This is a genomic window from Aeromonas sp. 3P, assembly GCF_051919745.1.
GTDB classification, from domain to species: domain Bacteria; phylum Pseudomonadota; class Gammaproteobacteria; order Enterobacterales; family Aeromonadaceae; genus Aeromonas; species Aeromonas veronii.
Genome location: NZ_JBQBED010000001.1, coordinates 2,215,341 through 2,242,318 on the forward strand (window position 1 = coordinate 2,215,341; position 26,978 = coordinate 2,242,318).

Annotated in this window: 24 protein-coding genes; 11 read left to right on the forward strand and 13 right to left on the reverse strand. The window is 61.3% G+C overall.

The window, feature by feature from the left end; genetic code table 11:
- Positions 1 to 45: 45 nt before the first annotated feature.
- From ACTG19_RS10090 to ACTG19_RS10120, 7 genes are all read right to left on the reverse strand, one after another.
- Positions 46 to 1,242, reverse strand: coding sequence for a NupC/NupG family nucleoside CNT transporter (locus tag ACTG19_RS10090; RefSeq protein WP_113740087.1), 1,197 nt, complete (start codon positions 1,240 to 1,242; stop codon positions 46 to 48).
- A gap of 182 nt (positions 1,243 to 1,424) precedes the next feature.
- On the reverse strand, positions 1,425 to 2,360 hold the full coding sequence (locus tag ACTG19_RS10095) for a LysR family transcriptional regulator (RefSeq protein ID WP_005340335.1): 936 nt from the start codon (positions 2,358 to 2,360) through the stop codon (positions 1,425 to 1,427).
- Positions 2,361 to 2,442: 82 nt separating this feature from the next.
- Complete coding sequence (locus tag ACTG19_RS10100; RefSeq protein ID WP_113740086.1) at positions 2,443 to 2,979, reverse strand: glutathione peroxidase; 537 nt, start codon at positions 2,977 to 2,979, stop codon at positions 2,443 to 2,445.
- A 58-nt stretch (positions 2,980 to 3,037) separates the two neighbouring features.
- Positions 3,038 to 3,601 (reverse strand): NnrU family protein, encoded by a 564-nt coding sequence (locus ACTG19_RS10105; RefSeq protein ID WP_113740085.1) that lies wholly within the window; start codon positions 3,599 to 3,601, stop codon positions 3,038 to 3,040.
- A 232-nt stretch (positions 3,602 to 3,833) separates the two neighbouring features.
- Complete coding sequence (locus ACTG19_RS10110) at positions 3,834 to 4,967, reverse strand: glycerate kinase (RefSeq protein WP_439989039.1); 1,134 nt, start codon at positions 4,965 to 4,967, stop codon at positions 3,834 to 3,836.
- Positions 4,968 to 4,976: 9 nt separating this feature from the next.
- Positions 4,977 to 6,239 carry a GntP family permease gene (locus ACTG19_RS10115; protein ID WP_167570819.1) on the reverse strand — a complete coding sequence of 421 codons (1,263 nt, stop codon included), beginning with the start codon at positions 6,237 to 6,239 and terminating at the stop codon, positions 4,977 to 4,979.
- Positions 6,240 to 6,357: 118 nt separating this feature from the next.
- Complete coding sequence (locus ACTG19_RS10120) at positions 6,358 to 7,473, reverse strand: sugar diacid recognition domain-containing protein (protein ID WP_201990752.1); 1,116 nt, start codon at positions 7,471 to 7,473, stop codon at positions 6,358 to 6,360.
- A gap of 209 nt (positions 7,474 to 7,682) precedes the next feature.
- On the opposite strand from ACTG19_RS10120, the gene ACTG19_RS10125 reads away from it, so the two are divergent.
- Positions 7,683 to 8,057, forward strand: coding sequence for a YacL family protein (locus ACTG19_RS10125; protein WP_031227767.1), 375 nt, complete (start codon positions 7,683 to 7,685; stop codon positions 8,055 to 8,057).
- Between the two features lie 66 nt (positions 8,058 to 8,123).
- Positions 8,124 to 8,420: a hypothetical protein gene (locus tag ACTG19_RS10130; RefSeq protein WP_103251372.1), complete on the forward strand. Its 297-nt coding sequence runs from the start codon at positions 8,124 to 8,126 to the stop codon at positions 8,418 to 8,420.
- 68 nt (positions 8,421 to 8,488) lie between these two features.
- Here ACTG19_RS10130 and ACTG19_RS10135 read toward each other — a convergent pair whose 3' ends face one another.
- Entirely contained in the window at positions 8,489 to 9,226 is a 738-nt protein-coding gene (locus ACTG19_RS10135) for a substrate-binding periplasmic protein (protein ID WP_257686752.1), read from the reverse strand.
- A gap of 120 nt (positions 9,227 to 9,346) precedes the next feature.
- Here ACTG19_RS10135 and ACTG19_RS10140 point away from each other — a divergent pair, with 120 nt between their 5' ends.
- The 3 genes from ACTG19_RS10140 (at position 9,347) to ACTG19_RS10150 (ending at position 12,474) form a co-directional block, all read left to right on the forward strand.
- Complete coding sequence (locus ACTG19_RS10140; RefSeq protein WP_257686751.1) at positions 9,347 to 10,177, forward strand: CPBP family intramembrane glutamic endopeptidase; 831 nt, start codon at positions 9,347 to 9,349, stop codon at positions 10,175 to 10,177.
- A gap of 198 nt (positions 10,178 to 10,375) precedes the next feature.
- Entirely contained in the window at positions 10,376 to 11,692 is a 1,317-nt protein-coding gene (locus tag ACTG19_RS10145) for a sphingomyelin phosphodiesterase (protein ID WP_257686750.1), read from the forward strand.
- Complete coding sequence (locus ACTG19_RS10150) at positions 11,689 to 12,474, forward strand: hypothetical protein (protein WP_257686749.1); 786 nt, start codon at positions 11,689 to 11,691, stop codon at positions 12,472 to 12,474. Before ACTG19_RS10145 ends, ACTG19_RS10150 begins: the two co-directional genes overlap by 4 nt.
- A gap of 2 nt (positions 12,475 to 12,476) precedes the next feature.
- Here ACTG19_RS10150 and ACTG19_RS10155 read toward each other — a convergent pair whose 3' ends face one another.
- Positions 12,477 to 13,697, reverse strand: a complete 1,221-nt coding sequence (locus ACTG19_RS10155; protein WP_439989040.1) for a DEAD/DEAH box helicase — start codon at positions 13,695 to 13,697, stop codon at positions 12,477 to 12,479.
- A gap of 144 nt (positions 13,698 to 13,841) precedes the next feature.
- Here ACTG19_RS10155 and ACTG19_RS10160 point away from each other — a divergent pair, with 144 nt between their 5' ends.
- Positions 13,842 to 14,669: an ABC transporter substrate-binding protein gene (locus ACTG19_RS10160; RefSeq protein ID WP_439989041.1), complete on the forward strand. Its 828-nt coding sequence runs from the start codon at positions 13,842 to 13,844 to the stop codon at positions 14,667 to 14,669.
- A gap of 58 nt (positions 14,670 to 14,727) precedes the next feature.
- Here the strand turns inward: ACTG19_RS10160 and tpx are convergent, their stop codons facing one another.
- On the reverse strand, positions 14,728 to 15,228 hold the full coding sequence (gene tpx / locus ACTG19_RS10165) for a thiol peroxidase (protein WP_005341463.1): 501 nt from the start codon (positions 15,226 to 15,228) through the stop codon (positions 14,728 to 14,730).
- 184 nt (positions 15,229 to 15,412) lie between these two features.
- On the opposite strand from tpx, the gene ACTG19_RS10170 reads away from it, so the two are divergent.
- Positions 15,413 to 17,854: a zinc/cadmium/mercury/lead-transporting ATPase gene (locus tag ACTG19_RS10170; protein ID WP_439989043.1), complete on the forward strand. Its 2,442-nt coding sequence runs from the start codon at positions 15,413 to 15,415 to the stop codon at positions 17,852 to 17,854.
- A gap of 201 nt (positions 17,855 to 18,055) precedes the next feature.
- On the opposite strand, the gene pulA is transcribed toward ACTG19_RS10170, so the two are convergent.
- Positions 18,056 to 21,958, reverse strand: a complete 3,903-nt coding sequence (gene pulA, locus ACTG19_RS10175; RefSeq protein ID WP_439989044.1) for a pullulanase-type alpha-1,6-glucosidase — start codon at positions 21,956 to 21,958, stop codon at positions 18,056 to 18,058.
- A gap of 393 nt (positions 21,959 to 22,351) precedes the next feature.
- Between pulA and ACTG19_RS10180 the strand changes: the two genes are divergently transcribed.
- Positions 22,352 to 22,765: a hypothetical protein gene (locus ACTG19_RS10180; protein WP_113740075.1), complete on the forward strand. Its 414-nt coding sequence runs from the start codon at positions 22,352 to 22,354 to the stop codon at positions 22,763 to 22,765.
- 45 nt (positions 22,766 to 22,810) lie between these two features.
- Here the strand turns inward: ACTG19_RS10180 and dmeF are convergent, their stop codons facing one another.
- Entirely contained in the window at positions 22,811 to 23,776 is a 966-nt protein-coding gene (dmeF, locus tag ACTG19_RS10185) for a CDF family Co(II)/Ni(II) efflux transporter DmeF (RefSeq protein WP_113740074.1), read from the reverse strand.
- A 71-nt stretch (positions 23,777 to 23,847) separates the two neighbouring features.
- Here dmeF and ACTG19_RS10190 point away from each other — a divergent pair, with 71 nt between their 5' ends.
- The 3 genes from ACTG19_RS10190 (at position 23,848) to ACTG19_RS10200 (ending at position 26,542) form a co-directional block, all read left to right on the forward strand.
- Positions 23,848 to 24,123 carry a metal/formaldehyde-sensitive transcriptional repressor gene (locus ACTG19_RS10190; protein ID WP_113740073.1) on the forward strand — a complete coding sequence of 92 codons (276 nt, stop codon included), beginning with the start codon at positions 23,848 to 23,850 and terminating at the stop codon, positions 24,121 to 24,123.
- Between the two features lie 127 nt (positions 24,124 to 24,250).
- Positions 24,251 to 25,447, forward strand: a complete 1,197-nt coding sequence (locus tag ACTG19_RS10195) for an amino acid aminotransferase (protein WP_439989045.1) — start codon at positions 24,251 to 24,253, stop codon at positions 25,445 to 25,447.
- A gap of 162 nt (positions 25,448 to 25,609) precedes the next feature.
- On the forward strand, positions 25,610 to 26,542 hold the full coding sequence (locus ACTG19_RS10200) for a LysR family transcriptional regulator (protein WP_100646832.1): 933 nt from the start codon (positions 25,610 to 25,612) through the stop codon (positions 26,540 to 26,542).
- A 63-nt stretch (positions 26,543 to 26,605) separates the two neighbouring features.
- On the opposite strand, the gene ACTG19_RS10205 is transcribed toward ACTG19_RS10200, so the two are convergent.
- Positions 26,606 to 26,929 (reverse strand): DUF1820 family protein, encoded by a 324-nt coding sequence (locus ACTG19_RS10205; RefSeq protein ID WP_005340296.1) that lies wholly within the window; start codon positions 26,927 to 26,929, stop codon positions 26,606 to 26,608.
- Positions 26,930 to 26,978: the final 49 nt, after the last annotated feature.

The following is a 26,978-nucleotide window of genomic DNA, read 5'->3' on the forward strand; positions in this document are numbered from 1 at the left end:
GCGCCATCAGGGCGCCCTTGTTGCATCTATTCCGTACCGCAGCGGTTACAGGGCGAGAAACAGACCGGCCAGACAGGCGCTCATCAGGTTCGCCAGCACGCCGGAGAGAATGGCGCGCATGCCGTAACGGGCGATGAAGGATTTGCGCTCCGGCACCATGGAGCCCAGACCACCGATCAGGATCGCCATGGAGGAGATGTTGGCAAAGCCGCACAGGGCGAAGGTCACGATGGCCTTGCTCGACTCGCTCAGGGTCTGATCCTGCACCAGACCGATGAAGGCGACGAACTCGTTGACCACGATCTTGGTACCGATCAGGGCGCCAGCGGCTTGCGCCTGATCCCAGGGCACACCGATCAGCCAGGAGACGGGGGCAAACAGCCAGCCCAGAATGATTTGGAAGCTCAGATCCAGCCCCACCAGACCACCAGCCCAGCCGAGCAGACCATTGAGCATGGCGATCACGCCAACGAAGGCCAGCAGGGTGGCACCGACCGCCACCGCGATATTGAGGCCGGACATGGCGCCATCGGCCGCCGCTTCAATCACGTTGGTAGCGCGGGGGATCTCCACATCCTGATGGTGATCCACCTCTTCAACACTCGGCGGAACCAGGATCTTGGCCATCGCCAGACCGGCAGGGGCTGACATGAAGGCGGCAGCGATCAGGTATTTCAACTCAACCCCGAGGCTGGCATAGCCCACCAGGGTGCCACCGGCGACGGAAGCGAGACCACAGCTCATCACCGCGAAGAACTGGGAATCGGACATCTTGGAGAGGTAGGGTTTGACCACCAGCGGCGCTTCCACCATGCCGACGAAGATGTTGGCGGTCGCGGAGAGGCTCTCGGCGCGGCCGGTGCCCAGCAATTTCTGCAAGCCACCACCCAGCAGGGCGATCACCCGCGGCATGATGCCGATATGGTAGAGGATGGCGATCACCGCGGAGAAGAAGATGATGACCGGCAACACGTTGAAGGCAAAGATGAAGCCCAGCTTGAACTTGGCCAGATCACCGAACAGGAAGGCGATCCCCTCCTGACCGTAACCAATCACGCTGCTTACGCTCTCGCTGACCCCGTTCAGCACATGCTGACCGGCAGGCAGCCAGAGCACCAGACCGGCAAACATGATTTGCAGGCAGAGGGCAAGGCCAACTGTTCGCAACGGGATACGACGACGATTATCAGAGCAGATGACGGCAAGCGCCAGGATACTCAGGATGCCGAGCAGGGCAATCATAGGGACTCCATCAGGTGGGGCAAAAGATGGGCGCGGATTCTGCGCCTCTCCCCCTGTCACTGCAAGTCCGCTTGGTTACAAGCCTGTTAGAAAAAACGTTTGCACGATATCGGTTGCGCCAACTGGCTGATTTGGTTCGATTTTAGTATCAGGAGAAATCGAGAGTTCTTATATGGAAACAATTATTCCTCACCGCCGGACAATTTACCCCCGAGCCAGGGGGCCAGTCGCTGCTCCCAATAGGGTTCGGGGCCAAAGCGGGCCTTGAGGAAATCGATGAAGAGACGGATCTTGGGATCCAGATGTTCGCGCCGGGCATAAACGGCGTGTACCGCCATCTGCTGGTTCGGTCGCCACCCTGGCAACACAGGGATTAGCTTGCCGCTCTGTAACTCCTTGTCCAGCAAGTAGTTGGCGATATAGGCGATGCCGAGCCCGGCCAGTGCCGCATCGCGTACCGCCTCCGCCATATCCACCCGATAGTTGCCCGCCACCTGCACCGTCTGGCGCTCCTTGCCCTGGCGAAACGACCACTGGTGATAGCGCCGCTCCCGACTCTGGTAAGTGATGCAGTTGTGCTGGGCCAGATCCTTGGGATGAAGCGGCGTGCCGTGGCTCAGCAGGTAATCCGGCGAAGCCGCCACCACGAAGCCAATGTCGGCCAGCCGCTGTCCCACCAGCCCTTCCGGCTTGTCCTCATAGGTGGTGAGCCAGAGATCCAGCCCCTCATCCACCAGATTGGTTCTGTGGTCGAACAGCGAGACTTCCAGCTCCAGCTCGGGATAGCGATCCTGAAACGCCTTGAGATGAGGAATGACGTGCAAGCGGCCAAAAGATTGGCCCACACCGAGATGGAGCACGCCGCTCACCTTGCCGCGCCGCTCGGCGATCATGGAGTCCGCCTCCTGCGCCACCGCCACCAGCGCATGGCAGTGACGGGCATACTCCTGACCCAGCTCGGTCAGGACGAAGCGGCGGGTGGTGCGCTGGACCAGCTGGGCGCCAAGGGTGGTCTCCAGCAACGCCAGCTGCTTGCTGATATGGGATTTGGAGACCCCGAGACGACGGGCGGCGGCAGAGATCCCCTGCTCGCGCACCAGCGCATCGAAGATCACCATTTGAGGAAGACGTTGCAGCACAAGATAACCGGATTGAGTGGCGGGAGCCCATTATTCCAGAGCCGCCCGCCAAGGGGTAGGGTCAGAGCCCCAGCGCCCGGGTGATCTGCAGTTTGAGGGGGTCGTCAGCCGGATTCTGGTTAGCGCCGTAGCTGGCGATCAGCTTGCCATCGCGCCCCACCAGATACTTGTGGAAGTTCCAGTTCGGCTCATCCCCATCAGCGGCCGCCGCCAGCCCCTTGAACAGTGGCACAGCATCGGGGCCCCGCACCGCTACCCGATTGAACATCGGGAAGGTGACGCCATAGTCGCGGCGGCATACCTCGGCGGTCTTGGTCTCGTTGCCCGCCTCCTGCCAGAAATCGTTGGAGGGGAAACCCAGAATAATCAGCCCTTTATCCTTGTAGCTCTGGTAGAGCTGCTCCAGATCGCGGAACTGGCCGCTGTAGCCGCAGTAGGAGGCGGTATTGACCACCAGCACCACCTTGCCCTCGGTCAGCTGACAGAGGTTGTGGCGCTGGGCATTGTTGAGTTCCCGCATCTCCACATTGAAATAATCGGGGCACGCCGCAGAGGCCGCGCCGGTCCCCAATAACAGCAACAGAGTGAACCATTTCATCGCCAAGACTCCTTTTGTTTTGTCCATCATACGCGGTTACCAGAGCCGCAGTTCACTCTCAATGCAATGGAATGCCGGTCAGCCAGCCGTGGCCCCAGAACACCAGCAGCGCGGTGGCAACCAGGCCCGCCCCGACGCTGATGCCGGTGCCCGTCCAGTTGGCCGCCGGGCGGGGATATCGCTGCCAATCCCGCACCGAACTCCAGACCATGCTCACCAGCGCCCACAGCCCGATACCGCCAAACAGCACCAAAGATCGCGCCTCGCTGTTGACCAGCAGATGGGCCACCGCCCAGAGCAGGGTACCGAGCAGTTGGGGATGCACCAGCCAACGGCGCAGATGGTTGGGCCCCTGGCCGGAGAAGAACAGGATCAGCGCAAAGGGCATCATCACCGTCATGGTCATCGGCCCCCACTCCGGCAGGAAGTAGAGCGGCAGCGAGCTGGCCGACCGCCAACCGGCAATGATGCAGGCGATGGCGACAAACACCAGCAGGGAGAAGAGCCCCTTGTAGCGATTCTCACCCAGCCGCTCGCGCAGTCGCGCCCGATGGGCCACCGCAAAACAGGGGTAGAGATGGATCAGGGTAAACAGCGCAACCCCCAGGGTCAGCAGGAACATGAGTCTCTCCTTGTACTTGGTACGACCACTATGCCGTAAAGGGAGATTTGCGCCTATCAAAACCGCGCTGACCCATGGAGTCAAAAGTGTGGCAAGACAAAGGAACGGAAAGAAAAGAGCCGATCACGATGGATCGGCAAATAAGTGCCAGGGCAGTCAGACATCTCGCGGGATAGGAGATGCCCCAAACGGGGATATTGAGTGGCCGATGGCGCCCATCGGCCGAACCGGATCAGCCCTTGAGCTGATAGAGCGCCGCTACGTTGCGCGCAGTGAGTTGAATATTGGTGCTGGCGCTCTCCAGCGCCTCCGGCAGAGACATGGCGCGGTTGACCACGGCGAATACCGCGTCCAGCCCGTGATCATGTACCACACCGCAATCGTCGGTCAGGCAACCGGAGATACCGATCACCGGCTTGCCGAACTGCTTGGCGCAACGTGCGACACCGATTGGCGTCTTGCCATGGATGGTCTGGCTGTCGATGCGCCCTTCGCCGGTGATGATCAGATCCGCATCGGCCACTTCCTCGGCCAGTTTCAGCGCTTCGATGACGATCTGGATGCCGGGCTTGAGCTCGGCACCAAGCAGACCGACCAGCGCGGCCCCCATGCCACCGGCGGCACCCGCCCCCGGAATATCCTTCACCTGCTTGCCAACGGCCTGCTCAATGCAGTCGGCATAACGGGAGAGGTTGGCATCGAGTTGCACCACCATCTCTGGAGTCGCCCCCTTCTGCGGGCCAAACACCGCAGAGGCGCCTTTCGGGCCGCAGAGCGGGTTGTTCACATCGCACGCTACCTCGATAACCAGATCGCTCAGACGCGGATCCAGACCGCTCAGATCGATGGTTGTGAGCTCACTGAGACCCGCGCCACCCAGCTCGATGGCTGAGCCATCGGCTTTGAGCAGCTTGCCGCCGAGCGCCTGGATCATGCCGGCACCGCCGTCATTGGTGGCGCTGCCGCCGATACCGAGGATCAGATGTTTCACCCCCATCTCCAGCGCAGCCAGGATCAGCTCGCCAGTGCCGAAGCTGGAGGTGAGCAGCGGATTGCGCTGCTCGGGCGCCACCAGATGGATACCGGAGGCGGCGGCCATCTCGATGACGGCGCGCTCGCCATCGCCCAGCAGGCCGACGAAGCCCTGCACCTTGTTGCCTAGGGGCGCGGTCACTTCGACCGGCAGGATCCGGCCACCGGTGGCATCGACCAGCGATTGCACCGTGCCTTCACCGCCATCGGCCATCGGCAATTTGACGTAGGTGGCGTTCGGCAGCACCTGCTTGAAACCGGCCTCGATGGCATCAGCCACCGCCATGGCGCTCAGACTCTCCTTGAATGAATCGGGGGCAATAACAATTTTCATATCAATTCCTTAGGCGAGGCCAAACACGCCAAACATCAGGGTGGAGACAGTGGCAATGGTCAGACCGACTGCAGTTTCGTAAGGGATAAGTTTCAGGCGCTCCCCCACCCCCATGTGGACGCTGCCACCGGTGGCATGGAAAAAAGAGCCGTGGGGCATGTGGTCAAACACAGTGGCACCGGCATGGATCATGGCCGCTCCGGCCAGACTGCTGATCCCCAGTTCAATCAGGGTGGAGCTGAATACGTTGGAGGCCACCACGGTACCGGCGGTGGTCGAGGCAGTCGCCAGCGACATCAGGGCACCGGAGATCGGCGCCAGCAGGTAAGAAGGCAGACCGGAGGCGGTCAGGCCGCTGATCAGCACATCTTTCAGGCCGGAGTTGGCGATGATGCCCGCCAGGGTACCGGTACCCAGCAGCATGATGGCGACCGGCGCCATACGAGCGAGGCCGGAGACCGCAAACTGGTTCACCTTGCTGAATTTACCCATCATCAAGGCGCCGACCAGACCACCGAGGGGCAGTGCAATCAGCGGATCCACCACGATACCGGCGACCGGACGCAGGGCCAGCAACAGGATGGCGACCAGCGGCGCGCTGATGGCGGCGGCAAAGCCCGGCAGTTTGGTGCCCTCGAAGCTCACTACCTCGTCGGCGGCAACCTTGCTGCCCTTGTTGTTCAGACGCTTGGCCAGCCAGTAGGCCATCACCAGACCGAACAAACCCGGGATGATGCCCGCCGCCATCACAGAGGTGAGGGGCAGATGGAAGGCATCAGCCGCGGCAATGGCGTTGGGGTTGGGGGACATGACGTTACCCGCCTTGCCGCCGCCGATCATCGCCAGCAGGATGGCCGCCTTGGAGAGGTCGGCACGGCGGGCGATGGCCAGCGCGATGGGGGCGACCGTGATAACGGCCACATCCACGAATACGCCGACCGCAGTCAGGATCAAGGTTGCCAGCGCCAGCGCCAGCAGGGCGCGGGTTTCACCCAGCTTCTTGACGATAGTCTCGGCGATAGTGGTGGCCGCACCCGATTCGATCAGCACGCCCGCCAGTACACCGGCCGCCAGGATCCGCATCACCGCAGTGGTGATCCCCTGGGCACCGCCGATCATCAGGGCAACGGTCTGGGTCAGATCGGCACCGCCGATCAGGCCGCCAGCGAGCGCGCCGACGATCATGCCGTAAGCAGGCGGAACCTTCTTCAGAATGAGGAAGATGGCGATGGAGAGCGCCGCGATGGCGCCAAGGGCAGTAACCGGGATCATGACGGACACCTTCAATGGGAGTGAATGGCCGCCATTATGGAGATCTGCAATCAGAATGCTTTGGCTTAAAAACCAAAAATTGCGTCATTTAAACGTGGTTTTTTGTCAAATCTCACAATCACAAGTCGAGATTAAGGCCGAGATAGAGCAAAAATTTGTCGTCTAACTTGTTGAAATTCAACCCGGTTATCTGCTCGATCCTGCTTAGTCGGTAACGCAGGGTATTGGGGTGAATGAACAGGGCTTCGGCGCAGCGATGCAGATCACAATCCTGCAAGAAATAGTGGCGCAGGGTCTTCTGCAGCGCCCCTTTGCCATCTTCCCGGGCCAGTTTCTGCAGCGGTGTGCGCAGCTGATCCGCTTGCCAGGAGTCCGCCAGACTCCCCAGCAGCACCGGCAAACGGTAGTCCTCGAAGAAGTAGACCTGTTTGCGCGGCGCCTGCCGCATGCCACGGCGCAGGGTATCGCGCGCCGTCTGGTAAGAGCGCGCCAGCCCGTCGATCCCGGCGAAGTAATCGCCCACCGCGATATGCACCTTGAAGTGGGGAATGCGCGCCAGCAACTGCTTGATCCGGCTGCGCTCCTGCGCCGATTGCCAGACGCCCTCACTCAATTGCGCCGGTTTGAGCACCACTATCTCGTCGAGCCCGTTGATGGCGACCAGATTGTCCCGCTCCGGATTTTCCAGCTGATGAACCAGCTCCCGCAGACGCGCCGGATCCGCCTCCTCCAGCGCCAGCACGGCTACCACCCGAGGCTGGGCCAACTCCAGTCCGAGAAAACGGGCCGCCTGCTGCAATTGATCGACTCGCCCCTCACCACGAATGAGCTGCAACACCAGCTCCTCCTTGTGGCGCTTGTCCCACTGCAACTGCTCGGTGAGCGCCGCCTGCTCCAGGATCAGTTCTGCCGTCATTCGCACCAGCTCGGCGTAAGCACGCACTTCCTCCGGATCGCCGGAGATGCCGATCACCCCGATCAGCTCCCCCTGATAGGAGATGGGCAAATTGATGCCTGGTCGCACCCCTTTGAGCTGCAAGGCAGTCGCTTCGCTGATCTCCACCACCCGGTTTTCGGTGAGCGCCAGCACGGCCCCTTCGTGGCGCTGATGGATCCGCTCCGGATTGCCGGACGCAATGATGAGACCGTGTTCGTCCATCACGTTGACCGAGAACGACAGGATCTTCATCGCCCGTGCGACGATCTGGCGGGCAAGATTATCGTTTAACTGCATAACATCTCCGGACAAGGGGCTGATCTGGCTACGCCACCACGGGCCGATTCAGGGCACATGGGCGCAAAGATGCCACATCATCAAGACAAGCGAGAGGGGGATCGCTAGAATAGGCCACTTTACCCGATGTGTGCCCCGCCATGGAGCAGGAATTGCGTGCTTGCACCCGCCTGCCCGTGATGGCCCATCCCTCCGATCTGGACTGTGCTATGGATTATGAATTTCGCCGCGACCCGTTTGGTGGCTATCGCGCCCGGTTCTCCATGGGCCATGAAGCCATCGGTCAGTGGCTGATCGACGAGGTTGGCAAGGATGAGGAGAAGCTCGATGAGCTCTTCTCCATCATTGATCAGCTCTCCAACCGCACCCGAGTCGAATACCGGCTCAACGGCGGTGACTACTCCCTGCTGCTGACCCATGAAGAGGCGGAGGTGAAAGCCAACGCCCTCAATATCGAGCTGGGTGAGGATCTTGACGATCTCGCCTACTACGATGATGAACAGCTGGCCATGTGCGGGCTGGAAGATTTTGCCCAGGTGCTCGGCTCCTGGCGAGCCTTTATCCGTAACGAGGATATGGGCTGATTGACCCAATGTCGGATTACTATGTCGGGCAAACGTGCCCTTTTGCCTAACTCAACAGGATTGACTATGTCTATTTACGATTTTGATGACGAACTGCCGGAAGACGAAGAACAGGAATCCACCAAGAAAGCGGCTGCACCTGCCAAGAAGAAAGGCAAGCAGGTGATGAACACCCAGGTCAACCTGAGCCCGCGCGATGCCAGCCGTCTGAACGGCATGCACGTTGAAGCGATCGCCACACTGGACGACGTCAGCCTGCCGAAGAACATCATCTTCAAGGCTGGCCTGATCGCCCTGGGCGAACTGGAAGCCAGCAAGCGCGCCGATATCATCGCCCGCGTGATTGCCGAATCAGGCCGCTAATCGCCTCTGAAACAATTAAAGAAAGCCGGAGCCACTGCTCCGGCTTTTTGTTTTCCGGCCGTGCACCCTCAACGGCAATCGATCCCCTTTCCGGCTCGGGAGACCAGTTGGTCATAGCGACCATCGGCACGGGCGGCAGCCAGAGCATGATTGAAGCGCTCAAGCAGGTTGGCGGCCTCAGGGTACTGCCGTGAAATGATCAGGTAAAAGGTGTCGCTCTGACGAAAGTGGGGCAATGCCTGCAGATGGCAGGGATCGCCAAACAGCTGACGGCTGGCATCCCGGGTCACCGTCTCGTTCATCGGCAGCAGATCGATCCGTTTGCGATCCAGCAATTGCAGACATTGTGCCAGGGTCTTGGGGCGCTGCAGATCCAGCCCGAAACTCTTGATCACCCCGTCGGCATGGCTGGTACTCCACCCCAGCGGAATACAGACACGCAACCCTTGCCAGCGGCCAGCCTGAATGACCTCGCTCCCCCGATAGGTGAACCAGGAGAGGCGATCAATGTGAATGGGAGCGCTGTAGTGGAAGAGCTTGGCCCGCTCGGCAGTCCAGGCGTAGGGGAAGGTGGCCGCGACCAACCCATTGCGGGTCAACTGATAGCCGCGGGGCCAGGGCAGGTAGTCGACCTGGAGCTCTCGATACCCGGCCTCTTGCAGCAGGGTCGTCACCAGCCGGGTGCTCTCGCCACCTTCAGGCAGGGCCTTGCCGGTATAGGGGGTGAACTCACCGGTCACCAGCAGCAAGGGTGCGGCCTGCAGCCAGACACACCAACAACACAACAACCACAGACAATGCTTCATCAGCTGCTCTCCCTTTACCCTGTTGATGAGTATAGAGAAGGGATCCGACCACCTCCTGCGCGGTTGTCCTGCTGACGCCCACTTGTTAAGGTTGCCGCCTGCCTCGATCAAGGAGATCCAATGTTACCCCCTCCCGACTCATTTATCTGGGGCGCGCTGGCACTGGCAGTGCTGCTTGCCCTCTTCCGCCAACGTCTTCCCGCCTTTGCTCTGCTGGGACTCTCCCTGCTGCTGGCACTGTGGCTTGACCGAATGACGCTACCCGCCCTGCTGGTCTCGGTCGCAGGATTACTGCTGGCGTGGCGTGCGCCAACCCTCCCCGCCCGCTGGGCGATGGTGACCAGAGTGGTGCTGATCCTCTGGGCGATTGCGCTGACCCTGCACCTAATCCCCGGCTTCAACAATCTCAAGGCGCTGGATCAGGCGCTGGCAGGCCCCGCCAGCGTGCCGTTCAACATGTATCTGAACCTCGACAAACCGCTGCTGCTCTTTGGCTTGCTGCTGGCCTGCCCGATGCTGCTGGGCAAGGGGGGCGCAATCCGCTGGCGCCCGCTGGCCCTGTTACTGCTGCCGCTGGGAGCCCTGCTGGTCATCGCCTGGCAGTTGGGGGCACTGAAACCGGAAGTGGGTCTGCCCCACTGGTGGTGGCTGTTTGCACTCAACAATCTGCTGTTCACCTGCGTGGCAGAAGAGGCGCTGTTTCGCGGCGCGATCCAGCAGGAGCTGACCGAGCGTTACCGCCCCTGGATTGGCATCGTCGTGGCTGCGCTACTGTTCGGAGCCATCCACCTGCCCGGTGGCCCACTGCTGGCGCTGTTTGCGACCCTGGCAGGCTGCTGCTATGGCCTGGCATTCCAGCTCAGCGGGCGACTCTCCGTGGCCATCCTGATCCACTTCGCCTTCAACTTCGCCCATCTGGCGCTCTTCACCTACCCGCTGGCCCACCGCTAACTCCTGAAGGCGCCTGACACGGGCGCCTTCCCTCGCTCTTCCCTCTCTCTTTAAGCGTGCTGCCTCGCTCGCTTTACACCTCCACAAAGCTCCAAACAAAACCAATTTATTTACTTGTAACCAAAATGTAAACAAACTGACCTCTGCATTCGCCATAACAGTCACTTTCCATTGCCCTGCAACCAAAAGGAGCCTGTGATGCAGAAAACCCTCAGTTATGCCGCCCTGCTGCTGGTCAGCCAGTTCCCGCAACTGGCACTGGCCGATACCGATGTCTATCTCACCAACAACAGTCCTGAACCGCTTCAGATCGACATCCGCCAAAGCGGCAGCGGCCAGCTGCAACCCGGCAGTCAGTGGAGCCAGCACCGCACCGAGCTGGGCCCGTGGGAGAGCGCCATGGTACTCAGCTTCAATCGCTATGAGGGGGTCAAGGCGGGCAAGAGCTATCTGTTCGAAACCCGCGTGACCACAGCGGGTGGCGACGTCTATCGGCTCAACCAGCTGATGGAGGGAACCTGGTGGAACACCACCTTGCAGCACGGTGGCGAGACGCCGACCAGCGCATCCGGCTGGCAAAACGATCGGGCGATCCACCGCGTTGCGGGGCCACAAGAGCTGGCCTTTGCCGCCAAGTTCACCGGCCGCTACGACGATCTGCACTATATGATCACGCCTCCCCAAAAACGGGAGCAACCGGAACCGGCAGAACACAGGCTCAAGGTGGCCAGCTACAACGTCTGGGCACTGCCGGTCATCGCCTCCAGCATCGGCGAGCGGTTGACCTTGCTGCCTGATTATCTCAAGGGCTATGACGCCCTGCTGCTGCAAGAGGTATTCGATGGCCGCCGCGAAGGCTTTTTGCAGGCGCTGGCGAAAGAGTACCCCTACCAGACCAAAGTACTCGACAAGCCCGGGGTCAACATTCATGACGGCGGCGTGGTGATCGTCAGCCGCTATCCCATAGTGCGGGAGGCCCAGCTGGTCTATCCCCAATGCACCGGCACCGACTGCTTCGCCGACAAGGGGGTGATGTACGCCGAGGTGATCAAGGGGGGCAAGGCGTGGCACCTGTTCGCCAGCCACACCGCCAGCTTCGACACCGACGAGGCCCGCAAGCTGCGCCAGATCCAGTTCGGTCAGATCCGCTCTCTGGCTGCCAGCCTCAAGATCCCCGCCAGCGACACCGTCATCTACGGCGGCGACTTCAACGTCAACAAACGCAAGTTTGCCGATGACTACGCCAATATGCTGGCCAATCTGAACGCCCATGAACCCGCCTATGGCGGCTACACCGAAGCCACCTTTGATCCCAGGATCAACCCCTATGCCGGTGGCCCACTCTCCGGTGGCGCCAACGTCGAGTATCTGGACTATCTGGTAGTGAGTCGGGAGTACGGCAACGCCAGCCACAACCTCAACACGGTCTGGATCCCGCGCAGCAGCGATGGCAGCCTCTGGCCCGCCAGCAACCTCTCAGACCACTTCCCGGTCAAGGGAGAGATCAGCCGATGACTCACCGTTACGGGATACTGGCACTGGCTATCCTGACCCTTTTGCTGGTGAATCTGGGCTGGCAGGAAGAGCAACCCCCGATATCGCCAGAACGGTCGGCGACGCCCTCTCCGGCCGATATGCAGTTGCCAGCAGAACCGGGGAGCCCGCCTCCCCGCATGCCAAACGCTGAGGGGATGGATGGCAAAAGCAAAGAAGTGCCCAGCAGCTGGCAGGCGATGCCGGATGAACTGATCAACCAGCTTGCCAGCGAGATCAGCGACAGCGAGTTGCCGCTGGCGCAGCGCGTGAGCAATCTGGAAGCAACAGAGGCCGGGTGGCTGAGCGAGGGGGAGAGTCTGATCCGGCTACAGGGGCGCTATGCCCTGGCGCTGGATCAGTTGGCGCAAGAGAGCGAGCAGTTGCCGCTGGCCGAGCGGCTGGACGCCCTCAGCCGCTTGCAGGATCGGTGGGCAGCGAATCATCCGGATCTGGCGGTGGATCTGTTCAACCCTGATGCCCGCCTGCAGCAAGCTCGTCAGCTGTGGGGAGATGAGGAGCTGGCCACCCTGGCCCGTCACTTCCTGCCCGCAGAGCAGGCTGAAGCCACGCTGGCGTTTGCTAGGGCGCGCCAGCAGCAGCTGGATCAACGCAACCGCTATCAGCGAGAGCTGGCCGAGCTCGAGCAGCAACTGGCGGCCAGCCAACAACAGATGGATCCTGCGCTGTGGCAACAACACAAGGAGGAGGTGTTGAGCCAGTGGCGTCGTGACTTCTTCGCGCGGGAGCAAGGCAAACCCTGAGGTCAGCGCTTGCCCTTGAACTGCTTGACGCTGCGTTTGGCCTGAGTGCGGCGATTGGCCTGCTTATCACGAGGGGGGCGCTTGCCCTCCCCGCTGGCAGGCTGGTCGGTGACCGGGAATCCCGCCAGATCGCCCAACGGCAGCTCGCGGCCGGTCAGGGTGCGGATGGCTTGCAGCATGTCACTCTCGCCATGACAAACCAGCGAGATGGCCAGCCCCTCACGGCCAGCCCGGGCGGTACGACCGATGCGGTGTACATAGACAGGGGCGCTGGCGGGCAAGTCCAGATTGATCACCACCGGCAGCGCCTCCACATGGATGCCGCGCGCCATCAGGTCGGTGGCCACCAGCACCCGAATTTTGCCCTCTTTGAAATCGCCGAGCGCCTGCTCGCGCACCGCCTGTTCTTTTTCGCCATGGAGGGCAGCCACAGCGATACCTGCCTTGGCCAGCTTTCTGGCCACACCGTCGGCATCATCCCGCGCACTGATAAAGACCAGCACCTGCGGCCACGCCTGCTCCTTGAGCAAGCTGATGAGCGCTGGTACCTTGCTGCTCTTGTTGACCAGATAGAGTCGCTCTTCGATCTCGTTCACCACGCTGTTGAGGGGGGTGGCCTCGATACGGGTAGGCTCGCGCAGCAGGCCGTTGGCCAGCGCCTCCAGCTCGGCAGGCAAGGTGGCGGAGAAGAGCAGGGTCTGGCGATCCGCCGGAATAAAGCCGAGCAGTGCCTTGATGTCGGGAGCAAAGCCCATCTCCAGCAGGCGGTCCGCCTCATCCAGCACCAAGAGTTGTAAACCATCCAGCCCCAGCACCTGTTGGGTCAGCAGATCCCGCAACCGCCCCGGCGTGGCGACCAGCAGCTGTGGCCCCTGCGTCAGTTCGGCCTGTTGCCGCTCCTGCGCAACGCCCCCACACAGCGTCACGATACGCAGCCCCAGCGCCTCAGCGCCCTCTTCAAGCGCGGCAGTGACCTGAGTCGCCAGCTCGCGAGTTGGCACCAGCACCAGACCCTGCACCTGGCTGGAGGCAGGATCCAGCCTTTGCAGCAGCGGCAAGCCAAACGCCAGCGTCTTGCCGCTGCCGGTCTGGGCCAGCGCCAGCAGATCCTGCCCCGCCAGCGCCGCCGGAATCGCCAGCTGCTGGATGCGGGTCGGCGTCTGCAAGGTGACGGGCAAAGAGGCAAGCAAGTCGGGATGAAGGGCAAGTTCGCTAAAGGTCATGGCGCTACGTCAACAAAGAAGTGGGAGGCGAAGTCTAGTGAGCAGGGGCCCAGAAGTAAAACCCTATCCATGATGGTTTGGCCAAGGGGCGCTGACGACGGGCTGACTACACTTTAGCTGACCTATCACCAAGAGAGACTCGCCATGACCAGACACATCCCCCTTCTGCTGCTCGTGGTCACCCTGCTCGGCAGCGCCACCCTCGGCCTGTCGCAGACTCCGGAGAACGACGCTGCCCCCGAGCCGCCTAAACCGATGCGCATCCTCAATGCCCACCTTGGCGAGCTGCCAGGGCTGATCAATGCCGACAAGACAGGCCCCTTTGTCGATCTGGTACACGCCATCGATGACCTCTACCCCGATGTAACCATCAAGATCACCATCTACCCCATCGCCCGCGCCATGGCAGGGGTGATCTCCGGCAAGGCTGATCTGGGGCTGCCCGCCATCCGCAACCTCAAGGATATCGATATGCTGGCTTATCGTTTCAGTACTCGCAGTTTTGGCAAGGTTGCCCATGTGATTTACAGCAATACCAGTTATCCAGTCACCACGGATATGGCCTACGGCATAGTGCCCACCAAACGGGATCTGCTGATCGAGGCCGTTCCCGACTATATGCCCTTCCCGGTGCAGCGCTCGATGAGTATCGAGCAGTCACTGCGCAAGCTCTCACGCGGCCGTATCGACGCCTTTGTCTGGGCACAAGAGGAGGCCGACCTGATGCTCAAGCAGCTGGGGCTGACCAATATCAGGCGAGAATTTTTCGGAGATTTCGAGGATGTCTTCATCATCCAGAAAGGGGCAGCAGGTGATGAGATGGACGAATTTCTCCGCCAAGCCATCGATCAGCTGGCTGCCACCGGCAAACTGGCCGAGATCTACGAGAAGATCCACCGCCCCTATGTGGAGTGGCAACCCTCCCCAACCGCCAAGGCTGAACCGGCGACCACCCCGCCAGCTACGCCCTGAACGGACAATTCCCGCATAAAAAATCCCGCCGAAGCGGGATTTTTTATGGCTTGCAGCCTTACAGCACGGCCAGCGCCGCAGCGTAGTTCGGCTCGTCGGCCACTTCGGCGACCAGCTCGCTGTGCAGCACCTTGTTGTCACCATCCAGCACCACGATGGCGCGAGCGGTCAGACCGACCAGCGGACCGGAAGAGAAGGCAACGCCGTAATCTTCCATGAAGGCCGCACCGCGCAGGGTAGAGAGGGTCACTACCTTGTCCAGACCTTCGGCGCCGCAGAAGCGGGACTGGGCGAACGGCAGATCGGCGGAGATGCACAGCACGACAGTGTTCTCCAGCGCGCTGGCCTGCTCGTTGAACTTGCGCACAGAGGTCGCGCAGGTCGGGGTATCGACGCTCGGGAAGATGTTCAGGATTTTGCGCTGACCGGCAAAGCTTGCCAGGGTCACGTCGGAGAGATCCTTGGCCACCAGAGAGAAGGGCTTGGCTTGCTCACCGGCGACCGGGAAGTGACCAGCGACGGAAACCGGGTTGCCTTGCAGAGTGACTGAGTTGCTCATGTGTTATGTCCTTTATTGGTGTAGTAAAAATCCGGGTGATCAGTATAGGGGCGGCGAGACCAGACAAACACCCGCGAAGACAAGGGATATAAAGGGGTTGACCTTGGACTTAACACCAAGGTTTAGACTCCTTCTCGGTAATCAGGGATCTCGCAGGGGCGGGATCCATCAAGAGGGACTCATCATGAGCAAATCCTGCTGCAATCATCAGCACGCCGCCCCCATCAAGGCCGTCAGCAAGGCGGCCCCCGGCCAGAGTGAGCATCACCACGATAGCCACTGCTGCGACAACACCACGCCCGTCAGTTGCTGTTCAACCCCGACGCCTCATGAGCCCGCATCCCGTGACGGCAATGAATCCCCCGGGGATGAAGAGCCTCCCCGAGGAAGCTGCCACGCTCAAGCGTGCTGCAGCGCCCCCTTATCGCCAGCTCACGATCATAAGCATGAGCACGATATGCCCCCTGCCGACCCGCTGGTTGCGCCGGTGCAAGGCAACAGCCGCCACAGCTGGCAGGTGTTGGGGATGGATTGCCCCAGCTGCGCCCGCAAGATCGAGACCGCCGTCAGCCGGGTGAGCGGCGTGCAACAGGCGCGCGTGTTGTTTGCCACCGAGAAGCTGGTAGTGGATCTGGCCCCCGGTCTCTCCCCCGATCCCGTCACCGCCGCCGTGCTGGCCGCCGGTTTCCAGCTCAAAGGGGAAAGCGCTGACAAGCAGGCAGCTGGCCGCAAGCAAGCTTCACAACAGCCCCTGCAGGGCAATCTATTCGATAACTTTTTGGGCAAATATTGGCAGCCCCTGTCACTGGCCGGTCTGATGCTGGTTGCCGCCCTGCTGCCGAAAGAGTTCGGTCAGCCGCTCTTTACCCTGGCGACCCTCTGGGGTCTGTGGCCCATCTCCCGCAAGGCGTGGGCGCTGACCAAGAGCGGCTCCCCCTTCGCCATCGAGACCCTGATGACGGTGGCCGCCGTGGGCGCCCTGTTCCTCGGCGAAACCGCCGAAGCAGGCATGGTGCTGCTGCTCTTTATGCTGGGTGAGCATCTGGAGGCCTACGCCGCCGGACGCGCCCGTGCCGGGGTGACCGCCCTGATGGCGCTGGTGCCTGACAAGGCGCTGCGGATCCGTACCACTGCCGAGGGCGAGGTGCGGGAAGAGGTAGCTGCCGATGAGCTGCGTCCCGGCGACATTATCGAAATCGCTCCGGGAGCCCGTCTACCTGCCGATGCCCGCCTGCTCGATGCCCTCGGTGCCTTTGACGAGAGCGCCCTGACCGGTGAATCCATTCCGGTGGAACGCCGCCAGGGTGACAAGGTGCCAGCCGGCAGTCTGGCGGCGGATCGGGTGCTGCGTCTTGAAGTCGTCTCCGAGCCCGGCAACAACGCCATCGATCGCATTCTGCACCTCATCGAGGAGGCCGAAAGCCAGCGCGCCCCCATCGAGCGCTTTATCGACCGCTTCAGCCGCTGGTACACCCCAGCCATGATGCTGGTCGCCCTGCTGGTGGTGCTGGTGCCGCCCCTTGCCTTCGGCCAGAGCTGGGACGAGTGGATCTATCGCGGGCTGGCGCTGCTGCTCATTGGTTGCCCCTGTGCGCTGGTCATCTCCACCCCGGCAGCGGTTACTTCGGCGCTGGCCGCGGCAACCCGTCAGGGGGCCCTGATAAAGGGTGGTGCCGCACTGGAGCGACTGGCCCATATCGACACTGTCGCCTTTGACAAGACTGGCACCCTGACGCTGGGCAAGCCGCAACTGACCGAACTGGTGAGCCTCAATGGCCAGCCGGAAACCGAACTGCTGGCACTGGCGGCTGCCATCGAGCAGGGCTCTCACCACCCGCTGGCCCGCGCCGTGGTCGCCAACGCGACCGAACAGGGGCTGACGCTGGCTGAGGCCCGCGACCTGCGAGCCCTGCCGGGCATGGGAGTTGAGGGACGCATCAACGGCGAACTGTGGCAACTGCTGGCACCGAGCCGGGTGGCGACCCTGAATGTGGAACAGCAGACCCGGATTGCTTCGCTGGAGCGGCAGGGCAAGACTGTCGTGGTGCTCTGCCAAAGCAGCGGCGACCAAGCGCAGCCAGTCGCCTTGCTGGCGCTGCGGGATCAGATCCGGCCGGAAGCGGCAGGGGCGCTGCAAGAGCTCAACCGGCTCGGGCTCAACAGCATCATGTTAACCGGGGATAACCCCCGCGCCGCCGAGGCCATCGCCGGTGAACTTGGGATGGGCTGGCGTGCCGGTCTGCTGCCGGAGAACAAGGTAGAAGAGATCGCCAAGCTGGCCAGCACTCGGAAGGTTGCCATGATCGGCGATGGTATCAACGATGCCCCCGCCATGAAGCGGGCCAGTATCGGCATCGCCATGGGGGGCGGCACCGATGTGGCGCTGGAGACCGCCGATGCGGCGCTGACCCACAACCAGCTCGGCGGTATTGCCGCGATGATCCGGCTGTCGCGGGCGGCACTGGCCAATATTCACCAGAATATCGCGCTGGCACTGGGACTGAAGGCCATCTTCCTGGTCACCAGCCTGCTCGGCATCACCGGACTGTGGATTGCGGTGCTGGCCGATACCGGCGCCACCGCGCTGGTAACCGCCAACGCCTTGCGGCTGCTGCGCAAGCGTTAAGCCAGCCAATGGTATCCCAGCCAAAAGCCGTCCCCCAACCGGGACGGCTTTTCTTTTTCCTCTCACGGCACCCCGTAAAAGAAAAAGCGCGCCTGCCGGTCGGCAGTCGCGCTTTGCTTACTCTCTCGGAGTTATCCCACCCTTGGCAAGGTGGAATTCAACCCGGGGGTGCCGAGCCATCCCCCGGACTCAATGGCTTGCTTACTTGACGCTGCACTCCTGAATGACGGCAGTACCCGCCTTGACGCCAGCCGGGTCAACCTTCACCAGCACACTCCACAGCCCCTGCGGCAGGGTGATGCTGTTATTGGCACTGCCACCCTTGGAGAAGGCGAACGAATAGCCGGTTTCAGCGTTCAACGCGCCGCCACCGTTGAGCAGATACTCCTTGCTCCAGTCCTCGTTGGCGACCTTGAACTCGGTGCTGCCGGCATAGTTGAACGCCGCCTGATAGATGGCAAGATCACCGTCCATCCCCTTGTAGCTCAGCTGGTACTGAGGTTGGGCTCCCCAGCTGGAGAGCTCACCCTTGACGAACAGGTTGTAGCCGAGCGGATTGCCCGCCACCGTATCCAGCACCTTGCAGCTCTGCACCGGCTCGGTGAAGCTGACGCTCAGGGTCGGTTTGTCCTTGTTCATGGCGGTAAAGACAAACTTGTAGCTGCCTGCCTTGGCCAGATCGACACCGATATTGCCGGTTTCTCCCCCCTTGCAAAGGGTCAGCGGAGTGCCGACCACCAGCTTGTCACCGGCGTTGCAACTGCCGTAGTTGACCGGCCCCCAGCTGGCGTCAGCGATCTTGACGTTGGTGGTACCCAGCTTGTCGGTGCTCACCTCGGTAGTGAACTCATACATAAAGTTGCCGCTGAAGGTCATCTGGTTGGTGTTGCCCCACTCATCGAGGAACCCCTTCAGATAAACATCGGTGTTGCCAAACGGTGGCAGGGTACTCAGGTCGGTCTTCTTGCTGACCGGCAGGCCCGCGCCCTGGGCGCCATTCTGCGGCTTGACGAACACGGCGGCAGACCAGGCCCCCAGCGTCAGCTGGCCATTATCATAGGCGGCGCCGCTGGCGATGCTGTCGACTGCGCGATGCTTGCTGCTTAGCACCATACCGCTCAGATCGATCGGCTGATCGTTGCCGTCACGGAAGTCGCCGATGCTCTGGCTCTGGTTGCTGGCGTTGATCATCACCACCAGACCGTCGATGGCCGGATCCAGATCCGTCCCGGCACTGACGCCATCATCCACCGTCATGACGATAAGGCCGGGCACCTGATCCGGGCCGGTATTGCGAAAATCAACCCGCTTGATCACCTCGGCGCCACTGCCCAGACGCAACAGACGGGAAGAGTTGCGCAGCTCCGCCAGCTCCTGATAGAAGCTCACCATCTGCGCCATCTCGGCCGAGCCCGGCTTGGCATGCTTGCCGAGCACCTGCTCAATCAGCGGATAGTTGTCGCCATCCTTGTCCTTGCGCGGCAACCCTTTGTCGAAGTTGTTGTCGCCCAGGGTGTAGTCGACCTTGTTGTACCAGTCGCCCGAGTCATAGCTGTCCCGCTCCATGGATTTGGAACGCAGCAGCTCGACACCGGCGTGGGTGAAGGGAATGCCCTGACCCAGCATGGCTGTCGCCAGCGAGACCCCCTGCATCCGCACCAGATCGGCTCCGGCAGGCGCCTTGTAGATCAGGTTGTCGAACAGGGTCTGGTTGTCGTGCTTGTCGACATAGTTCTGCACTTCCACCGGATCCTGGGCATAACCGGCGCTCTGGCCGTTGTAGTCGATCTCGGCGCCTTTCTTCGGTATGCCATCCTTGTCGGTCAGCACGAACTCCTTGAGGTTGCCCGCCATGCCGAGGCGCACCAGATCGGACTGGTGCAAGGCCGTAGCCAGATCCACCTTGCTCATTTCGTTAGGATCGACGAAAGCACCGTTGCCAAAGCCCTGGGTCTTGCGAATGGTATCGCCGCCGTCGAACGGACTGCCGCCGCGCACCGCATCGCGCAAGCGATCCGAGAAGGAGCCGATACCGGTACCGCCCAGATGCTTCTGGGTCGCCTGCACGAAGCGCTTGTCATCCTGCACTTCGCCGAAGTTCCACCCCTCGCCGTAGAAGTACATCTCGGGATTGACCTTCTTCACCGCGGCCAGCGCCTGCACCATCTGATCTTTCGGATGGTGGCCCATCAGGTCGAAGCGGAAGGCGTCGATCTTGTAGTCGCGCGCCCAGGTGACCAAGGAGTCATCCATCAGCTTGGCGAACATGGCGTGTTCCGGCGCCGTGTTGGAGCAGCAGGTGGAGTTCTCCACCGAGCCGGTCTCCGGATTGAGGCGCTGATAGTACCAGGGCACTATCTTGTCGAGCACCGACTTGGGGCCGAGCCCGGATTCGTTGGTGTGGTTGTAGACCACGTCCATCACCACGTTCATGCCGATGTTCTGCTTGATGGCCTTGACCATCTCGCGGAACTCCAGAATACGTTTGGTGCCCTCGGCGTTGGTGGCGTAGGAGCCTTCCGGCGTGGTGTAGTGGTAGGGATCATAACCCCAGTTGAAGGAGTCGACGCCGCGCAGATAGCCGGAGAGCTCCTGCACCTGCGGATTATCCTTGCTGTCGCCCCCTTGCAGGTCGGCCAGCACATCTCCCACGGTCTGACCGCCACCGCAATAGCCACCAAATTTGGATGTTTTCACATCCGGATTGACCTGACAGAGCTTGCTGAAGTCATCGCCGAGATTGGCCACCTTGGCCGGATCCTCGTTGACGGTAGCGATATCGAACACCGGCAGCAGGTGCAGGTGGCTGACGCCGCTTTTGGCCAGCGCTTTCAGATGGTTGACCGGTACAGAGTCGGGCTGGGTCAGACCGACAAACTTGCCGCGCTTCTCTTCATCGGTGGAGGCGTCGTTGCCGGTCAGGTCACGAATATGGGCCTCATAGATGGTGATGTCGGCGGGGTTCTGCTGGCTGTGTGGCGCCTTCAGGCTATCCCACCCCTCCGGTTTCAACGCTGGATCGTCGAGATCCACCACCTGACTGAACTCGGAGTTCATCGCGAGGCTCAGGGAGTAGGGATCGGTCACCTCGTAGTGCTCGACCTTGCGGCTCAGCGGGTGGTAAACCTCCATGTCGTAGCGGTAGAACTGGCCGATCAGCTCGCTGCACCCTTCGTAACTCCAGCTGCCGCTGGCGCTGTCAAAGGTCATCGCCACCTTGCGACGTTTCTTGTGATTGGCATTGTAGAGAGCCAGCTTGACCGACTTGGCAGTCGGCGCCCAGAGGCGGAAGGTCACCCGATTACCATCTACCACGGCGCCATAGCTGAGCTTGGTTGCCTCGGTCGCATAGAGGGCATCAAGGGCGCCGGCGCTCTGCACCAGAGTTGCTCCCTGCAAAATACCGTCAGCATCGGTACCGATAGCCACCAGCTCCCCCTTGAGCAGGGGCTTGAGATCCTTGCCAGCTGGCAGGGCAAAGGCAGCCGCATCCTTGAGGTGCGGATATTTGGCCTGCTGCTCGGCGCTCAGAGTGGTAGGAGTCAGTTTGATATAGGGGAAATCAAATACCCCCTTGTTATTCGCTGTGATCTGCCCTGATGCTGCGTAGTAGAGGCGAACATGGGGCTTGTCCTTGCCCCCTTGCCAAATCAGGGTGTTGCCATCGATCAGATGAGCGCTGGCCCCCGCCACGCCAAACGCGGCGGTGAAGGCGTCGGCGCGGCTGCCAAACACCTCCTTCTTGCCCGCCACAATAGCCACGGTGCGATCCGGATGATCCTTGAAGATCACCTTCATATCGCTGCCGGTCAGGTTGGCCAGATCGCCGTTGCGAGCGATAAAGTTGATACACCCTTCCACCTTGTTGAGCGGCACGACCCAGGCCGGACCAAAGCTGTCGACCGCAGCAGGAGTCTTGTTCTTGTCATCCCACCCGGTATTCAGGCCGCTATCAGCGGTGGCGTTACAGGCATCGTTGTTCCACAGATGTAGGCTGTGGCTGTCAAACGGTGCCTTGGCCCCCTTGGCTGCCGACTGGGTATCCACCAGCGCAATGACTACCTCGTTGGGGCCTGCTTGCAGCAGCTCCTTGGGGGGATCCATCTTGGGCAAGCGAGCGACAGGTCCATCAGAAGGTTCAGGTGTAGAAGTAGATGTGCTGTTGTCATTACAACCAGACAAAAGCGCGAGCAGTGAGGCTGTTACCAGCGCCACTTTGGTCTTTTCATATCCATATTTTTATAATTCCCGCTGTAGTTAGTCTCGATAGTCGAGCACCCGGTCATTGCCAGGCGGAGCCATATTAATCAGCGGAAATCGATTCAAATGTGAGCGGAAAGGCAAAAAAGCCACCAAGTTTCAACAAGATAACGTTTTCAGACTGAAACTTCGATCCGGCTCACAGACCTCGCGGCCATTTGGCCTCATATCTGGAAAATGGCAGTCACGAGGTCAGAAAAGTCATGTCTGATCAAGTGGATAGACAAGGAGTAAACAATGAAACGGATTGAAGAGCAGGCAAGACGACTCGATCAGGAGTATCAGGCGATCGGGCAGCTGTTCGACCAGTTCTGCCAGCAGGCTGGCACCCTGGCCGAGCAGTATCACTTCTTCAACTGGCCCGATTATGAAGACTCGCCCCCGCTGAGCCGCGCCTTCACCCTGCTGGGGGAACCCCGCGAACTGCGGCTGCGCTGTCAGCCCGGTGAGCGATCCGCCCTCAATGGCCTGATCCAGGTGGTCTCGGAGGATGGCACCATAGATGCCAGCCTCGGATTTCGCGCCGATGGTCAGCTGCTGCTGGAGTCCGGCAAGCTGCTGGACAACCCGCCCGGACTGCTGCTCAAGTTGCTGCTCGGCGCTGTGTGGCAACACAAGCCCCAGGATGAGATCACCGTGCAGCCGCACTGACATCAGAGTGCCAACAGCACTGAAACCAAGGGGCAACGGCCCCCGTTATTTATCCTGTTCGCTGGCGATCTCGATGGTCACATGCACCAGCTCTTCATGGATCGCCAGCCGCTCGCGGATCTGCTGCGCCGGTAGCGGATTGACCATCAGCAAAGAGAGCACGCAGGCATACTGCTGCTGCCCTACCCGCCAGACGTGAAGATCGCGGATATCAGTGCCCGGCAGCTCGGCGATGACCTCGCGGATCTCCGCCACCAGCGGGGTATCCATCTCGGCATCCAGCAGCACCCGACCGGAGTCGCGCAACAGGCCCCAAGCCCATACAGCAACCAGCCCTGCACCCACTATGCCCATCAGCGGATCCAGCCAGTCGGCCCCCCACAACATACCCCCAGTCAGCGCCAGAATCGCCAGCACGGAAGTGGCCGCATCCGCCAGCACGTGGATATAGGCGGCGCGCAGGTTGAGATCCTGATGGCCGTGGTGATCATCATGGTCATGATGATGATCGTGGTCGTGATGCTCATGACGGTGGTCATGCCCATGGTGATGGTGGCCGTGATCATCCTTGAGCAGCCAGGCACAGGCGAGGTTTACCAGCAACCCCACCAGCGCGATAGCGATCGCCTGTTGATAGTGGATCGGGCTGGGATCGAGCAGCCGGAACACAGACTCGAACAGCATCAACCCAGCCACTCCCACCAGCAAGAGAGCGCTGGTGAAGCCACCCAGCACCTCGATCTTCCAGGTGCCGAAGCTGAATCTGTGGTCGCGGGCGAAGTGGCGGGCGGCGCGGTAGGCCAGCACAGAGAGACCGAGCGCCAACGCGTGGGAGCTCATGTGCCAGCCATCGGCCAGCAGCGCCATGGAGTTGTAGAACCAGCCGCCGCCAATCTCCGCCACCATCATGATGACTGTGAGCAGCACGGCCCAGCGGGTCTTCTGTTCGGCCAGCGGACTGCCCTCGTGGATGACGGGTTGATGGCAGTGGGATTGAGCGAGGGATGACATGGATTTCTCCTGAGAGCGATGATGCAATATACTATACCCCAGTATAGTTTTATTGATCGAGAGGATCCGTCATGTCCCACACCATTCACGACAAAAAGAAGCTGCTGGCACGGGTGCGCCGCATCAAGGGACAGGCCGGTGCGCTGGAGAGCGCGCTGGAGCAGGAGAGCGACTGCACCGCAATTTTGCAGCAGATCGCCGCCATCCGCGGTGCCGTCAACGGCCTGATGCTGGAGGTGCTGGAGGGACATATGCGCGAGCATCTCGGCGCCGCCGATGTCACCCCGGCAGAGCGGCTGGAGGATCTGGATCAGGTGGTCAGCGTCCTGCGATCCTATTTGAAGTAAGCAGGATGGCGGCACCATCCCTTCAGGCTAGACCAGCGTCAGGCTTGAGCCACCGCCAGCTTTGCGCCATGATGTCCAGCCCGGCTGACCGCCGGTTTTACTGGACAGTCAATTTCAAGGATCCCCCATGTTTGAACACGTCGATGCCTATGCTGGCGACCCCATCCTGACGCTAGTCGAGACCTTCCACAAAGACACCCGCGAGCAGAAGGTGAACCTGGGGATTGGCCTCTATTACGACGAGCAGGGGCGCATTCCGCTGCTGCCGTCGGTGCAGCAGGCCGAAGCCCAGCGCGCCGCCGCCCCGGCGCCGCGCCCCTACCAGCCTATGGAAGGCGCCGCCAACTACCGCACCGCAGTGCAACATCTGCTGTTTGGTGCCGACCATGAAGCGGTCAAGGCGGGACGTATCGCCACTATCCAGACCATCGGTGGCTCCGGCGCGCTGAAGATCGGCGCCGATCTGCTCAAGCGCTACTTCCCGACCTCCGAGGTGTGGGTCAGCAATCCCACCTGGGACAACCACAAGGCGATGTTCGAGGGCGCCGGCATCAAGGTGCACGACTACCCCTACTACGATGCGGCCACCGGCGGCGTGCAGTTTGACGCCATGATCGACTGCCTGAGCACTCTGCCGGCGAAGAGCATCGTGCTGCTGCACCCCTGCTGCCACAACCCGACCGGAGTGGATCTCTCCCGCGCCCAGTGGGATCGGGTGATCGCGCTGGTGGTCGATAAGAACCTGATCCCCTTTATGGATATCGCCTATCAGGGCTTCGGTGACGGACTGGAAGAGGACGCCTACGCCATCCGCGCCATGGTAGCCGCCGGTGTCAGCTTCTTCGTCAGCAACTCGTTTTCCAAGAACCTCTCCTTCTACGGCGAGCGCTGTGGTGGCCTGTCGGTCATCTGCCAGGATGTCGAAGAGGCCAGCCGGGTGCTGGGCCAGATGAAGGCCACCGTGCGCCGCAACTACTCCAGCCCTCCCACCCACGGTGGCCAGATCACCGCGGCTGTGATGAGCCAGCCCGAACTGCACGCCATGTGGGTCGATGAAGTGACCGAGATGCGCACCCGCATCAAGGCGATGCGCCAGAAGCTCTACGAGGTGTTGAGCGCCAAGGTGCCGGGCCGCGATTTCAGCTACTTCATCAACCAGCGCGGCATGTTCAGCTACACCGGCTTCACCCCGGAGCAGGTAGATCGCCTGCGCGAGGAGTTCGCCGTCTATCTGGTACGCTCCGGCCGCATGTGCGTGGCGGGCCTCAATAGCCGCAACGTCGACTATGTGGCTGACGCCATGGCGGCGGTGCTCAAGGGCTAATCCGCATCAGCCCCGCTTTGGCGGGGCTTTTTGTCTGTTGCGTTCGCAGTCACCTCTTGAGGAGTCTGCTCACCCTCCCCCTGCTGTGAGAGAATGCCAGCAGGTCACGTTGAATCTTTCTGATTCCAAGCCTGTTTATCTTCATCAATTTCAGGAGCCACTATGGATCTGATCGCTCTCTCTCGGCTGGGAGGTCGCCATCTGGTCACCCTGCACCTGTTGCTCGACAACCAGAGCGTCACCCGCACCGCCGAGCGGCTCTGCACCACGCCTTCCACCGTCAGCAAAACCCTCAACCAACTGCGGGATCTGCTGGGGGATCAACTGCTCTACCGTCAGGGTAACCAGTTGCTGCTCACCCCCATGGCCGAGCGACTGGCTCCCACCCTGCATCGACTACTGGGGGAGCTGAACGGCCTCACTCGCCAGAACGCCTTCAACCCGCAGCAGTGGCAGGGCACATTGCGGCTGGGATTGCGCGAGAGCGTGATGACCTGGCCGGTGGGCCCCATTCTGGGTCAGCTGATGAAAGAGGTGCCGGGCATGGTGCCGGAGATCTGGAACAAGGATGAACAGGGGCTGGAGGCGCTGGCAGCGGGCAAACTCGACTTCGTGATCCTGCCCCATGACCAGAGCCAGCCGTTGCCGCGCCAGCCCGGGCTGGTGTGGGAGACCCTGCGGGAAGAAAAACTGGTCTGCCTGCTGCGCAAAGACCACCCCGCGCTGGCCAAACCCTGGGATCTCGATGCCTACCTGAGCTGGCGCCACATCGCCATCCGGGATCAGGAGCTGGCCAACCCCTTCTTCGAGCAGAGCCTGGCCCAGCAGCAGGTGCGTCGCCAGATTGGCGCCACCCTGCCCGATTTTGCCAGCGCGGCGGCTCTGCTGCCTCAAACCGACCTGATCCTCACCGCCATCGGTGGCTGGGCGGCCTGCATGGCCAGTCAGCCGGATCTGGTGATGCGTCCGGCACCGTTCGATTACGGCAAGGTGAGTCACAGTCTGGTCTGGTATGGCCCGGCCGGTGATGGCTCGGCCCGTCACTGGTTCCGCCAGCGGATCCTGCAACTGGGTCGCGAATTGATTGAGCCCTGAGCCGGACGACAGCGAGCAGAGATTGATGTTTCACCGCGGTGAAACATCAACGGCAAGCAGGGACTAGGGACGTTTGGTATAGATGGGGCTGGGGAAGGAGGCAACGTTGCTGCCCAGATCCGTGATGCGAGCTGCCCCCTGCTTTTTCACCTGATCGATGCGCAGCACCTGATGCATGGGAATAAGGGTCTGGCGCACATCGGCAAATTCGCTCTTGAGCTTCTCGTGACTGGGATCGACGATAAGCGCCGTATGGTTATCCCAAACAAAATCGGCGATCTCGATAAAACCAAACAGTTGGCCCTGATTGACTTCGCGCACATAAACTTCGTAGCGCTCGCTGTGGCAAATAAACTGAACCCGATATAACGCCTTGCTTTCACTCATGATTATCTGTCATTGAGGGGGTAAGAAGATGGCCATTATTCTAGCCGCC